Below are 12,019 nucleotides of genomic sequence, written 5' to 3'. Positions count from 1 at the left end.
TTCACCGGGGTATGCAAGCACAACACGACCGACAACGCACTTCTGCGACCAGCACTTTCGCAACAGACCCTAGGTCCGTGCGATCGCGGAGAAGCGGCTGCACGCGACCGTGGCGAAGGCCGCCGCCCGCGCGGACGCCGCGTTGCCCGGGGACCTGGTGGCCACGTTGAAGACGCCGGAGGGCAGGCGGTATTCGGAGCTGGAGCGGATGCGCCGGCCGCCGACGCGGACCACGGGCACCGCGATGAAGGGCGCGTTGCAGCGGGTCGATGAGATCTCCGCGTTCCACCTGGGCCGCCTGAAGCTGGAGCAGGTCCCGCCGAACAGGCTGTCCGCGCTGGCCCGGTACGGGCTGGGAACCAAGGCGCCGAAGTTGGAGCGGACCAGCGAGCCCAAGCGCACGGCGATGCTCACCGCGGTGATGCGCCACCTGGAGGCGAAGGCGATCGACGACGCGCTGGATCTGTTCGAGATCCTGATGGCAACGAGGTTGATCAGCACGGCGAAGCGGGCCACAGGCAGCAACGGCTGTCCACGCTGCCCCAGCTGGAGAGAAGCTGCCGGCGCTCTCGCGGCGGAAGGTGAGCGAGAAGCCGCTGCTGCCGCGAGAGGTCGACGACAAGCTGGTGCCGCCGCACTGGCGGCGCGCGGTGTACGCGAACCAAGACCTGCCGCAGGGGTCGGTGGACCGGGACGCGTACGTGGTGTGCGTGCTGGAGCAGCTGTTCCGCGCGCTCAAGCGCCGCGACATTTACGCTTCTCCCTCGCACCGCTGGTCCGACCCTCCCGCCCGCCTGCTGGACGGCCAGGAATGGGACGCCGTCCGGGAGGACGTCCTGGCGGGCCTGAGCCTGGACGAGGACGCCGAGCAGCACGTCAGGGATCTGCTGGAGGTGCTGATCATCCGGGAGAAGACCCCTCGAAGGACAGGTCCACCGCGGCAGCCGCACCCAGTCTGTCTTGTGGCGCATGGTATCGCCACGGAATCCGACACCTGGGTGGAGGCAGGCCATCGACGACTCCCGGATCTGTGACAGCGTCCCCTCCTTTCTTACCCGGGGACCAGGGCGGCCAGGGCGTCGCAGGATGGTCCTTCAACGGCTGGGGCCGTCAGGAAGGGGCGTTCTGGAAGGACGACGCCCAGCTCGGTAAGTAGACGGCGGAGCAGACCGGGGGCAGGGTATTCGCCGCGTTCGCCGCGCAGCGGCAGTCGGCCCCGAAACGGTGGGGTAGCAGAGAACCCTTCACAGTCAGCGCTGATTGTGAGACTGTGCTTCACAGTCAGTGGTGACGGTGAAGGGGTTCGGGTGACGAAGCGGGACGCTCAGCGAGATGCGACGCGGCAGCGGCTGGTGGACGCGGCGGTGGAGTCGCTGATCGAGGTGGGTTACGCGGCGAGCAGCACGCTGGAGGTGCAGCGCCGGGCCGGGGTCAGCCGGGGCGCGCTGCTGCACCATTTCCCGACCCGCGAGGAGCTGTTCGGCGCCGCGATCGGGCAGCTCGTCGAACGTAATGAGCAGGCCGTACGGCGGGAACTGGCCTCGGCCCCGGCCGGGAAGGACCCGCTCTCACGCGCGATGCGGGTGCTGCGCGCCGCTCTGGTCACCCCGGCGTTCGGCGCGGAGCTGGAGCTGTGGGCGGCGGCCCGGACCAGCAAGGAGCTGCGGGCGGTGCTGCGTCGTGCGGAGGGCGCCGCCCGGCGCGACCTGTACCGGGTGATCGGCGACGTCCTCGGTCCCGAGGTGACCGCCTCACCCGGCTATCCCCTGGTGGCCGACCTGACCGTGCAGCTTCTGCGCGGAATGGCCATCTCCGACGCGCTCTACCGCGAAGTCGCCGATCGCGAGCCGCTGCTCGAACGGTGGGCGGCCGTCGCCCGGTTGATCCTCGACACTCCCCGGAAGGAATCAGATGAGTGATGACATGACGCTGGGAACGGTGAAGTACGAGACCAGGGACCGCAAGGCCTACCTCACCCTCAACCGGCCGGACCGGCTGAACGCGATCAACGAGCAGCTGGCGCGGGAGATCCCGCTGGCCGTCGAGCGGGCCAACGACGACCCCGACGTCCATGTGATCATCCTTCAGGGCGCCGGGCGGGCCTTCTGTTCGGGTTACGACCTCAAGGATTTCGCCGAGCGCGGGATGGGCACCCAGGACGCCGTCTGGGATCCCATCAAGGACTTCCGCATGATGAAGCGCAACACCGATGACTACTTCTCCCTCTGGAGGTCGCTGAAGCCGACCATCGCCAAGGTCCACGGCCACGCGGTGGCCGGCGGCAGCGATATCGCGCTGTCCTGCGACCAGGTGATCATGGCCGACGACGCCCGCATCGGCTACATGCCCGCTCGCGTCTGGGGCTGCCCCACCACCGCGATGTGGGTGTACCGGCTCGGCGCCGAACGGGCCAAGCGGATGCTGCTCACCGGCGACACCATCGACGGCAAGCAGGCCGCCGACTGGGGCCTGGTCCTGGAGTCGGCCCCCGCCGAGGAACTCGACGCGAGGGTCGAGGCGTTGGCGGACCGGATGGCTGGGGTGCCGGTCAACCAGCTGGTCATGCAGAAACTCATGATCAACCAGGCGTACGACAACATGGGGTTGCACGGTACGCAGGTGCTGGCCACGCTGTTCGACGGCATTACCCGGCACTCTCCCGAGGGCCGCTGGTTCCAGGGCTTCGCCGCCGAACACGGCTTTCACGAGGCCGTGAAGTGGCGCGACTCAGGACGCTGGATCCCCGAGGGCGGCGGTCCGGTCCCCACCAAGAGCGATCTGGACGGCTGACCGACGACGCACGGCTCACCGAGTCCTACTGGCCCGCAGACACAGCCCGCCGGCCGGATCACTGACCGGCGACGGCCGTACCGATCGCACGTGGACCTACCGTGAGCTGCCGGCCGACTCGCAGGCGCGACGCGGCCTGGCTGACGGATCGGTTCTCACCTGGCGGGCACGTCGCGATCCGGGCGCCCAGCGTCGCCGAGTGGGTCGTCGTCCAATACGGCGCGGCCCTGGCCGGGCCGGTGCTGGTGACCGCCAACCGGGCGCTGCGCGGGGCGGAGTTGGAGTACGTGCTGACCCAGTGGTGACGGAGACCTGGGTCCCAGGTGTGCCGGCCAGCAGGAGCCGGGCATCGGGCGGGTGTTGGCCTTCATGGTGGATTCCACCTCGGCCGGGGTCATTGACTTCTCACCGAGCATGAGCGCGGCGAGTCCGGCGACATGCGGGGAGGCCATGCTGGTGCCGCGGTAGAAGGCGTACGACTCGGCCGCCGGTCAGGACTTGCACAGGGGCGAGGCAACAGCGGCCGTGCACCCTCGGACTCGACGCATGGCCGCAGGGGCTGGACGCGCTCCCCACGGCGCACCGCTCCCGCACGATCACGGATCGCGCGCCCATGACGTAAACAAGAGTTACGATCGCTGTTGCCTCGCTGGGTGGTGAGTCTGGCTTCACCCCGAGACACACGTCAAGGGGATGAACACCAGCTCGTTTCAAGGCGGGTTGACTGACCTGGCGGCATCAAAGGCGGCGCGGAGAGGGAGGGCCGCCCCCAGGGTCATCTCGCCGGGGGCGAGTTCACCCGTGCGTACGTGTCCTCGCTCGAAGGCGGCGAGCGCACGTCCCCCCGTGCCACTGCGTACTGGCCGGCCGCCTCGGTGTCGACGCCGAGGATCTCTGCTACGGATACGAACCTGCCCGGCGCAAGGTCCTGCGGCAGGCGGCCGCCCAGGCGCGGATCGCGCTGTCCCGAGGCGAGTTGGCGCAGGCATCCGAGACCTACCGCCATGTGGTCGCCGAGGCCGATCGCCGGCACGATTCGGAACTGGGTTGCGCGGGCCGGTGCGAGCTGGGGGCTCATCGCCCGCCACGAAGGCGACCCGGACGGCGCACTCGAACTGTTGCGGCAAGCCGAGGAGTCGCTGGCCGGCCAGTCGCCGGACTTCTCGAAGGGAGTGCGAAACGCGCGCCGGCGGCCGATCCGCGCGACAATCCCGCCATGACTGATCCGCAGGTGACCGTCGAGCGGCGTATCAGCGCGTCCGTAGACCGGGTCTGGGAAGCGCTCACCGATCTGGAGAGCATGCCGTCGGTACTGACGGGCGTGGAGAGCGTCGACGTGCTCACCCCGGGCCCCTTCCGGGTGGGTACCCGGTGGCGCGAGACACGCCGGATGCTCGGCAAGCAGGCCACGGAAGAGATGTACGTGACCGGGTGCGAGCCCCCGGCACGCTATGTGGTGGAGGCCGATTCGGCCGGCACGCACTATGTCTCGGAGTTCTCGCTCGACCGAACCGGCCCGCAGACGACCACGGTACGGATGCACTTCAGCGCCCGGCCGCCCGGAGGTTTCGCCGGCCTACTGGCCAAGGTCTTCGGCGGTCTGGGCACCCGGGCGGTGGCCAGGGCCATCGCGAAGGACCTGGAGGATGTTGCGGCCTCGGTTGAGCGCTCCGAGGGCCTGGGACAGACACCCCCCGGGGCCCCGTGACGGGTCCGGACCGCATCGGTGCCGCACGCGCCGCACGCCGGCCTCGTTCCACGTTCACGTTCACGCTTCCGCGTACGCGGACCTGCCGACGTCGAATGCGCAGGTCGCAACCCTGATCAGGCGCCGGGGGCCCGGTACTGCACTTTCTGCCCGGTCGCCTCGTCGATCTCCTCCGGCGTCAGGAGAACCACCGTCTTGGTGCGGACGGCACCGGTCGCCGTCACCGTGAGGCCCAACGCGGCGGCGGAGACGTTGCTCGGCAGGTCGGCGACGACGTAGACATCCTCCTCGCCGAACGCGAAGTACATCGACTCCAGTCGTCCGCCCAGGCTGTCGAGCATGCTTGCGACAACCTCACGGCGACTGCTGCCGCCCTCATTGAACAGGCCCTTCAAGCCGTCCACGGTGTAGCTGGCCTGGACGAGATACTTCGGCATCGACCCATCCTCCTCAATTGCCATTCCGTGCTGAAATTGACAGTTCTGTCCGCTCTTGTCGAGCGGCCGCGCCGGTCACCGCCTCCTGCGGATGAGGATGACGGTCAGTGTTCTCCGCGTCACCGATGGCGGCCGGCTACATGCCGATGTCGCGTCCGTTGAGATCGGCGAGGGATTCCCGGCGGATGAGGAGCCGGGCGCGGCCTTCGTTGGCGGCGATGACCGGGGGGCGGCCGACCAGGTTGTAGCTGGAGGCCATGGACAGGTGGTAGGCGCCGGCCACGGGGACGGCGATGAGGTCGCCGGGGCGGATGTCGCCGGGCATCGGGATGTCGGCGGCCAGCACATCGCCGGCCTCGCAGTGGCGGCCGACCAGGGTGGTGGTGCAGGGTTCGGCGGTGGAGCGGCGGCCGATGAGCCGAGGTGCGTACCGCACGCCGTACAGGGCGGGCCTGGGGTTGTCGCTCATCCCTCCGTCGACGGCGACGAAGACCCGGCGTCCGGACCTCTTGACGGCGAGGACGCGGTACAGAGCCACCCCCGCGGGCCCGGTCACCGCGCGGCCCGGCTCGATGGTGAGTCCGGGGACGGGCAGGTCTGCAGCCGCGCAGCTTTCGGTCAGCTCCGCACGGATGCGGGTGCCGAGGGCTTCGATGTCGAGGGCGGCTTCGCCGGGGCGGTAGGCGACCGCGTGTCCGCCGCCCAGGTCGAGTTCGGGAAGGGTGACATGGTGCTGGTCGCGGATGCGGGCCAGCAGACCGACGACGCGGCGCAGGGCGCTCAGGTAGGGCTTGACGGTCGCGATCTGGGAGCCGATGTGGCAGTGCAGGCCGACCAGTTCGAGGTGCGGCTGCTCCAGGATCCGGGCGACGGCGTGCTGGGCGGACCCGTCGGCGATGGACAGGCCGAACTTCTGGTCGTCGGTGCCGGTGCGGACAGCGGCATGGCTGCCCGCCGCGACGCCGGGCACCACCCGCACCATGACCTTCTGGCGGGTGCCGTGGGGGACGAGCGCGGCCAGCCGGGCGATCTCCCAGGTGCTGTCGATGACGATGCGGCCGACGCGCAGGCGCAGGGCGACAGCGAGGTCCTCGGGGCTCTTGGCGTTGCCGTGGAAGATGATCCGCTCGGGCGGGAAGCCGGTGGTGACGGCGAGTTCCAGCTCTCCGGCGGAGCACACGTCAAGGCCCAGGCCCTCCTTGTGGACCCACTGGGCCACGGCGCGGCACAGGAACGCCTTCGCGGCGTAGACGACGTCGGTGTCCGGGAAGGCGTGCAGGTAGGCGCGGCAGCGTGCCCGTACCTCCGCCTCGTCCAGAACGTAGAGGGGGGTACCGAAGCGATCGGCCGACTCCATGAGCGAGACACCGCTCACCGTGACATCACCCTCGGCTGCGGGCCGTGTCGAGGCGGGCCAGACGGACAGGCTCTCGGTCTCGTCCGCGGCCGGGGCAGGTGCCGATACGCGCGACAGCTCTGAAAGCGACATGGTCATGACGTTCCCCTCAGGCGATGAACAGGTCGACGCACGAGACGGCGTGCCGAGGATTCCGGCTCGTCTCGGCCGGGGCCGGGGTTGAGGCCGGGCCGCGTTTCGCGGAAGGCGCGACCAGTTGCGGGTCCACCGTGAGAGCGGTGACACCCAGCGGCGCGGCAAGGGCGCGTACAGCGGGCTCGGAGAGCCTGACCCAGCTCTGCCGGGGCCCCAGCGTGGCGGCCGGCCGGCGTTCGGTGGTGAAGGCGACGGCAGTGCGGCCGCCGAGAGGGGTACGGAAGAATCGGGCGCAGCAGCCCGTGGCGCCCGGCCGGACCGGGACGAACAGCGCTCCGGCCGGCACCCGTTCACACGGCTCGGGGTCCTCGGCGCTCTGGTTCTCCGACATGGACGTGCTCCTATGAGAAATGAGAGAGGCGGTTCCCCGGTTCCGTGAGGCCGGCCCGGGTGCAGCAATGACGCTATGCCCGCTCCCCGGCGGCCCGGTCCCGTCCCTGACGGCCTCTTGACCCGTCACCCCCATCACCTGACGCGGCATTGACGGCAGTCGCCGGTACGGGTCAGGAACACCGCCCGCAGCTCGGATCCCTCGGATGCGGTTGCACCCCTGTCATCAGAATGTCGAGCCCACGCGGCGTGGTCGCCAGCACGACGCGATCGCCTCATGGACCGAGCTCCGGATGCCCGCCCACGTCCACCGCAGTGAACAGCAGATCACCCCGTGCTGCGCCCGCGGACTCACAGCCAGCCGTTGCGGCGGAGGGCCCGGTAGATCACGGCGCAGACCACGACGATGCCGACGAGCACCAAGGGGTAGCCGAGCGTCCAGCCGAGTTCCGGCATGTGCCCGCAGTTCATCCCGTAGATACCGACGATGCCGATGGGCACGGCAAGGGCGGTGAGGCGCTCGGCGGCCTGGGTGAGGTGGTCGTGGACGTCGCGGGTGTACCGGGCGATGTCCTTGTCCACGCCCGGTACGCGCCGCTCGGCGAGGTCGCGCAGCGGCTGGAGGAGCGGAACCACCGCTCCGACCACCTTGAGACCGGCACGGACCTGCGGCGCAAGACACCATTGTCATACATGCGTGGATGCGCAAGAACAGCCGTGGGACTCGGAGGCCGCGGACCGGGCGGTGGCGCTGCCGGCGCTACTCGGCTAGAAGTTGCCGTAATTGACCTGCCAGGTGGGCAGGCCCATGCTGCGCCACACTGCCACGACGCGGTCGCGGTCGTCGAGGGAGACGCGTACCGCGAAGCGGTCGCGGACGTGCCGGTCGAACAGTTCGGCCTTCACGACGTCGTCTCGGCGGCCGTCGCCGGCTGCGCGCATCCACAGCTCGTCGTAGGGAACCTCGTACCGGCGCAGCCATGCCTCCGTCTTCTCCCGGTGCTCCTCGCCGCGGCCCGAAAGCAGGACGATGACATCGCTGTCGGCACGCCGGAAGGAGCACAGCGCGCCGCGCACCGACACGTTGAGCAGGTCCTCGTCACAGCGGGTGAAGTCATAGGGGCCGCGGTCGCCCCTGATGGCAAGCGTGCCGTCGATGTCGCACATGACCGCCGAGGGCAGCTCCGGGTCGGCGGTGTACGGCTGCACCGACGGCTCGTCGTTCAGCCACGCCTCGGTGAGCTGCCAGCCCCCCTTCCGCGCTTTCGCGTGCTTGTCGGCCAGGATCCGTCACGAACTCCGTCGGGCGTCCGTCCAGGCGCAGGAACATGGCAGGGCGCACGGCGGCGTCCGGCAGCGCCTTCGCGGCGCGGGCGCGCGTGGTCACCCGGTTCCACACCCGCTCTTACTGGCACGTCCTCGTGTACGTGTAGATCGACAGCGGCAGTTCGGGGTGCGGCTTGCGGGTGACATGGCCCGCGTCGAGCGCCGCCGCCAACTCCTGCGGCGGCAGCAGCTCATGGAGAGTCAGGAATGTCTGGCTCATCTGTTCCTCCCGTTGATGGACCTTGATTGTCAGGCGCGGGAGGCTTCGGCGAGTACCGGTTTTCCTGGGGTCGGACGTACAGAGACGCGGGTCACAGCCGTTCATATGCACCGGATGCGTCATGTCGGCGAAGCGTCGGGATCGCCGACTCGCCACGTAGCGGTGCCTGTTGCCATGCCTCTCACGGCCGAGGTCGGGCCAGATGGACCGCGATGCGTTTCCCCCATGTGTGGATGTCCGAACGGGTCAGGGACACATGGAGGTCGGCGTCCGGCAGAAGACGGGCCAGCCGTTCCGCGGTGGACAGCGGGTGGCCCGGGTCATCGACCCAGGCCAGAATCAAGGCCGGCCGGCGCAGCTCGGTGACCGCTGTGGCGGGGGGCAGGTCGGACAGCGCCAGTCCGCGCAGGACGGACGGCAGAATCCACTCCGCGGGCGTCGGTGGAAACTCGGGGACATCGGATACGACTGCGGGGCGAGGCTGCCGCTTCTTGGCGGCGAGCCAGACATCCACTCCCTCTCGTTCAATCGTGTCAGCGGATTCCAGGTTGTTCCGCGCATGCGCCTCCCGCGTCGTCCAGGCCGTGGGTGGGATGAGCAGAACCAGTCGGGAGAACCGCTCGGGCGCCCGAACAGCGGCGTGCAGCACGGTGGCGCATCCCATCGACGCGCCGATGGCGTTGACGGGCCGGTCGGCGCCCAGATGATCGAGCAGGGCGAGCAGATCGTCCGCGAGGGAGACGTACGTGTAGTCGGTGTCCACGGGGCCGCCTGTCGACCGACCATGCCCCCGGGCGTCATAACGCACCAGGCGCTGCCCCGCGTCCAGAACCGGCTCCCAGTCGAACAAGCCCATTCGGTCCTCAGCGGCCTGGCTGACGAACCCGCCATGTGCGTACACGGCGAGAGCGCCCTCACCGGCGTCGTCGTAGAACAGCTCAGCCCCGCGATGCCAGAAGCTGCTTTCCCTGATGATGTGCCTTCCCGCTGCTCTCATAGCCGCACGCCTCGTCTCGGCACCTCTGCAACCCTCATACGGTCACGAAACCACCCCGTCCCGATGCCTGCACCTGGTGCACTTTGACCACGTCGACCGAGGGTGCTCGCAGTCCTTGAAATACGTGCCCATGCCGTGGACGTCGGCCGGGCTCCCGCCAGAAAGCGGTCACCCGGCCGACCTCCTGCGTCATACGGCGATCGTCCGGGCCCGGTCGAGGATGGCGGCGGTGTCCACGCCGCGCGGCAGGGTGCCGAACGCGTTGCCGTGTTCGTCGCCGAGGCGGGAGACGCAGAAGGCGTCGGCGACCGCGGCGGGTGCGTGGCGTTGCAGGAGTGAGCCCTGGAGGACGAGCGCCATCGTCTCGGTGAGCCGGCGGGCGCGGTACTCGGCCTCGGCGGGGTCGGCCAGGTCCTTGTGGAGGCCGGTTACCGCCGCGTCGAGGTGCCGGTTGGCTCCCGCCGCCTGTTCGACCTCGGCGAAGAATGCCTCGACGGTCTCCGGCTGCCGGGTCATCGCCCGGAGCGAGTCCAGGGCGGCGACATTGCCGGAGCCTTCCCAGATGGATGCCAGCGGTGCTTCCCGGTACAGGCGGGGCATGCCGGATTCCTCGATGTAGCCATTGCCGCCCAGGCATTCGAGAGCTTCGGCGGCGTGCGCGGGGCCGCGCTTGCAGACCCAGTACTTGGTCACCGCCAGCCCCAGCCGGCGCAGCAGGGCCTCGTCGGTGTCCCCGGCGGCGACCCGGTCGGTGGCGCCCGCGAGGCGCAGCGCCACCGTCGTCGCCGCTTCGGACTCCAGCGCGAGGTCGGCCAGGACATTGCGCATCAGGGGCTGGTCGATGAGCGCGGAGCCGAATGCCCGGCGGTGGGTGGCGTGGTGGACGGCCCGGATGAGCCCGAGGCGCATTCCGGAGGCGGCGCCCAGGACACAGTCGAGCCGGGTCATGTTGACCATCTCGATGATGGTCGCCACCCCCCGTCCTTCCTCGCCGATCAGCCATCCGAAGGCGTCGTCGTACTCGATCTCGGCGGAGGCGTTGGAGCGGTTGCCCAGTTTGTCCTTGAGGCGTTGCAGGTGGAGGTGGTTGCGGCTGCCGTCCGGGAGGACTCGGGGCAGCAGGAAGCAGGAGAGGCCGCCGGGTGCCTGGGCCAGTGTCAGGAAGACGTCCGACATGGGGGCGGAGGTGAACCACTTGTGCCCGGTGAGGCGGTACGTGCCGTCGGCGGCGGGCATCGCGGTCGTGGTGTTGGCCCGTACGTCGGAACCGCCCTGCTTCTCGGTCATCGACATGCCCGCGATCAGGCCGCCCTTGGTGTCGGGCCGGCGCAGCCCGAAGTCGTACTGCCGGGAGGCGAGCAGCGGTTCCAGCCATGCGGCGAGGTCCGGCGCGGCGCGCAGCGCGGGCACCGCCGCGTAGGTCATCGACACCGGGCAGGAGTGGCCGGTCTCGACCTGCCCCCAGATGTAGAACTTCGCGGCCCTGGCCACATGCGTGCCCGGCCGGTCGTCCCGCCACGGCGTGGCGTGCAGGCCGTGTCCGACCGCCGTGCGCATCAGTTCGTGCCAGTACGGGTGGAACTCCACCTCGTCGATACGGTGGCCGAAGCGGTCATGGGTGCGCAGCACCGGGGGGTTCTCGTTGACCACCCGGCCCCATTCGGCGGCCTGTTCCGAGCCGGCGAGCACGCCGAGTTCGTGCATCTCGGCCACGGCCCAGCCGGCGCCCTCGCGGGCGGTCGCCTCCAGCAGCGCGGGGTCGGCGGCAGCGTCGTATCCGAGGTGCGGCGGGACCTGGTTGGTGACCTCATGCGTCTGCGACATCTTGTCCTCCAAGGGCACGCAGGGTGAAGGTGATCAGTCCTGGAATCACGGCGTCCGGTGACGCGTCGCCGTCGGCGAGCGGTCCGACGAGCGCCTCGGCGACCGCGCCGACGAGCGCGGCGGCGGTCAGCTCCGGTGACTGCGGGGGCAGTTCGCCGGTGGCCACGCCCGCCGCGATCTGCTGGGCGTACACATCACGGAACGCCCGCCTGAAGACGAGCCGTTCGGAGTCGACCGCCGGGTCCACCGGCTCCGCGAGCAGGGCGAAGGCCCGGCGCGGCGCCTGCAGGGCACGTGCGGCGAAGGTCTCCACCGCGGCGGCCACCCGTTGCGCTGCGGTGCCGGGGCGGGCCGCGGCGGCGGCGACCGCCTCCACCTCGCGGGCCACCAGGGTCCGGAAGAGAGCGGCCGCCAGCTCGGACTTGCCGGAGAACGACTGGTACACGCTGCCCGTGGAGATGCCCGCCTCGGCGGCGATCGCGGCGACCGAGCAGCCGGCGTACCCCTCCCGGGACAGCAGGCGTACGGCGGCGTCGAGTATCAGGTCGCGCCGGGCGTCGAGCCGGGCCTGCACAGCTGGGGGTCTTCGGTAGGGCATGGAAGAATTGAAGCACCGATTCACTACTTCACACCAGCCCTCCGGGGCACCGGATCGCCATAGCCCAGCCTGGTGTTTGTGGCTGTCGACCCGGCTTCGGCACCCACGACCGCCGCGCCGGACGTCGACGGCGTACCTCGGCGGCGCCCGTGGTGTGACCGTCGAGTACCGGTAGCCGCCAGGCATCTGCCCGGTGCTGTGAGCCGAGCCCCCGCTTCACGCGGGGGCTCGGCTGCC

Annotated in this window: 14 protein-coding genes and 2 pseudogenes; 5 read left to right on the top strand and 11 right to left on the bottom strand. The window is 70.0% G+C overall.

Features of this window, described 5'->3' with window-relative positions; genetic code table 11:
• Positions 1-73: 73 nt before the first annotated feature.
• The 4 genes and pseudogenes from NLX86_RS35220 to NLX86_RS32585 form a co-directional block, all read left to right on the top strand.
• Positions 74-899: pseudogene (locus NLX86_RS35220) on the top strand (Tn3 family transposase); the annotation flags it as partial.
• A 408-nt stretch (positions 900-1,307) separates the two neighbouring features.
• On the top strand, positions 1,308-1,919 hold the full coding sequence (locus NLX86_RS32595) for a TetR/AcrR family transcriptional regulator (RefSeq protein ID WP_254375435.1): 612 nt from the start codon (positions 1,308-1,310) through the stop codon (positions 1,917-1,919).
• The gene (locus NLX86_RS32590; protein WP_254375434.1) at positions 1,912-2,790 is read left to right on the top strand and encodes a crotonase/enoyl-CoA hydratase family protein; all 879 of its coding nucleotides are present in this window, start codon (positions 1,912-1,914) and stop codon (positions 2,788-2,790) included. Before NLX86_RS32595 ends, NLX86_RS32590 begins: the two co-directional genes overlap by 8 nt.
• Positions 2,791-2,891: 101 nt before the next feature.
• Complete coding sequence (locus NLX86_RS32585; protein ID WP_254375433.1) at positions 2,892-3,095, top strand: AMP-binding protein; 204 nt, start codon at positions 2,892-2,894, stop codon at positions 3,093-3,095.
• 63 nt (positions 3,096-3,158) lie between these two features.
• On the opposite strand, the pseudogene NLX86_RS34620 reads toward NLX86_RS32585, so the two are convergent.
• Both NLX86_RS34620 and NLX86_RS32580 read right to left on the bottom strand, forming a co-directional pair.
• Positions 3,159-3,263, bottom strand: a pseudogene (locus tag NLX86_RS34620) (S8 family serine peptidase); the annotation flags it as partial.
• 302 nt (positions 3,264-3,565) lie between these two features.
• Entirely contained in the window at positions 3,566-3,868 is a 303-nt protein-coding gene (locus tag NLX86_RS32580) for a hypothetical protein (RefSeq protein ID WP_254375432.1), read from the bottom strand.
• A 138-nt stretch (positions 3,869-4,006) separates the two neighbouring features.
• On the opposite strand from NLX86_RS32580, the gene NLX86_RS32575 reads away from it, so the two are divergent.
• Positions 4,007-4,498, top strand: coding sequence for an SRPBCC family protein (locus tag NLX86_RS32575; RefSeq protein ID WP_254375431.1), 492 nt, complete (start codon positions 4,007-4,009; stop codon positions 4,496-4,498).
• 116 nt (positions 4,499-4,614) lie between these two features.
• Here the strand turns inward: NLX86_RS32575 and NLX86_RS32570 are convergent, their stop codons facing one another.
• The 9 genes from NLX86_RS32570 to NLX86_RS32530 all read right to left on the bottom strand — a co-directional run bounded on the left by NLX86_RS32570 (position 4,615) and on the right by NLX86_RS32530 (position 11,782).
• A complete protein-coding gene (locus NLX86_RS32570; RefSeq protein ID WP_254375430.1) occupies positions 4,615-4,935 on the bottom strand; it encodes a GYD domain-containing protein in 321 nt (106 codons plus the stop codon).
• 136 nt (positions 4,936-5,071) lie between these two features.
• On the bottom strand, positions 5,072-6,430 hold the full coding sequence (gene lysA, locus NLX86_RS32565) for a diaminopimelate decarboxylase (protein WP_254375429.1): 1,359 nt from the start codon (positions 6,428-6,430) through the stop codon (positions 5,072-5,074).
• 10 nt (positions 6,431-6,440) lie between these two features.
• Positions 6,441-6,818 carry an SAV_915 family protein gene (locus NLX86_RS32560; RefSeq protein ID WP_254375428.1) on the bottom strand — a complete coding sequence of 126 codons (378 nt, stop codon included), beginning with the start codon at positions 6,816-6,818 and terminating at the stop codon, positions 6,441-6,443.
• 350 nt (positions 6,819-7,168) lie between these two features.
• The gene (locus NLX86_RS32555) at positions 7,169-7,453 is read right to left on the bottom strand and encodes a CorA family divalent cation transporter (RefSeq protein ID WP_254375427.1); all 285 of its coding nucleotides are present in this window, start codon (positions 7,451-7,453) and stop codon (positions 7,169-7,171) included.
• A 132-nt stretch (positions 7,454-7,585) separates the two neighbouring features.
• Entirely contained in the window at positions 7,586-8,026 is a 441-nt protein-coding gene (locus tag NLX86_RS32550; protein WP_254375426.1) for a hypothetical protein, read from the bottom strand.
• A 196-nt stretch (positions 8,027-8,222) separates the two neighbouring features.
• Positions 8,223-8,363, bottom strand: coding sequence for a hypothetical protein (locus tag NLX86_RS32545; protein ID WP_254375425.1), 141 nt, complete (start codon positions 8,361-8,363; stop codon positions 8,223-8,225).
• Positions 8,364-8,544: 181 nt separating this feature from the next.
• Entirely contained in the window at positions 8,545-9,360 is an 816-nt protein-coding gene (locus tag NLX86_RS32540) for an alpha/beta fold hydrolase (protein WP_254375424.1), read from the bottom strand.
• Positions 9,361-9,549: 189 nt separating this feature from the next.
• Complete coding sequence (locus NLX86_RS32535; RefSeq protein ID WP_254375423.1) at positions 9,550-11,184, bottom strand: isovaleryl-CoA dehydrogenase; 1,635 nt, start codon at positions 11,182-11,184, stop codon at positions 9,550-9,552.
• Entirely contained in the window at positions 11,168-11,782 is a 615-nt protein-coding gene (locus NLX86_RS32530) for a TetR/AcrR family transcriptional regulator (RefSeq protein WP_254375422.1), read from the bottom strand. The genes NLX86_RS32535 and NLX86_RS32530 overlap by 17 nt, the downstream gene beginning before the upstream one ends.
• Between the last annotated feature and the right edge of the window lie 237 nt (positions 11,783-12,019).

Origin of the sequence: Streptomyces sp. A3M-1-3, assembly GCF_024213665.1 — a bacterium.
Lineage (GTDB): Bacteria > Actinomycetota > Actinomycetes > Streptomycetales > Streptomycetaceae > Streptomyces.
Note: the sequence above shows the minus strand (reverse complement) of the source record. Positions and strands in the feature narration are given on the sequence as shown.

What these genes read in the sequence shown, in the direction of transcription:
- NLX86_RS32590 (WP_254375434.1), top strand. Translation starts at nt 1,912, where the DNA reads ATGAGTGATGACATGACGCTGGGAACGGTGAAGTACGAGACCAGGGAC.
- NLX86_RS32580 (WP_254375432.1), bottom strand. Translation starts at nt 3,868, where the DNA reads ATGAGCCCCCAGCTCGCACCGGCCCGCGCAACCCAGTTCCGAATCGTG.
- NLX86_RS32575 (WP_254375431.1), top strand. Translation starts at nt 4,007, where the DNA reads ATGACTGATCCGCAGGTGACCGTCGAGCGGCGTATCAGCGCGTCCGTA.
- NLX86_RS32570 (WP_254375430.1), bottom strand. Translation starts at nt 4,935, where the DNA reads ATGCCGAAGTATCTCGTCCAGGCCAGCTACACCGTGGACGGCTTGAAG.
- lysA (WP_254375429.1), bottom strand. Translation starts at nt 6,430, where the DNA reads ATGACCATGTCGCTTTCAGAGCTGTCGCGCGTATCGGCACCTGCCCCG.
- NLX86_RS32560 (WP_254375428.1), bottom strand. Translation starts at nt 6,818, where the DNA reads ATGTCGGAGAACCAGAGCGCCGAGGACCCCGAGCCGTGTGAACGGGTG.
- NLX86_RS32545 (WP_254375425.1), bottom strand. Translation starts at nt 8,363, where the DNA reads ATGAGCCAGACATTCCTGACTCTCCATGAGCTGCTGCCGCCGCAGGAG.
- NLX86_RS32540 (WP_254375424.1), bottom strand. Translation starts at nt 9,360, where the DNA reads ATGAGAGCAGCGGGAAGGCACATCATCAGGGAAAGCAGCTTCTGGCAT.
- NLX86_RS32535 (WP_254375423.1), bottom strand. Translation starts at nt 11,184, where the DNA reads ATGTCGCAGACGCATGAGGTCACCAACCAGGTCCCGCCGCACCTCGGA.
- NLX86_RS32530 (WP_254375422.1), bottom strand. Translation starts at nt 11,782, where the DNA reads ATGCCCTACCGAAGACCCCCAGCTGTGCAGGCCCGGCTCGACGCCCGG.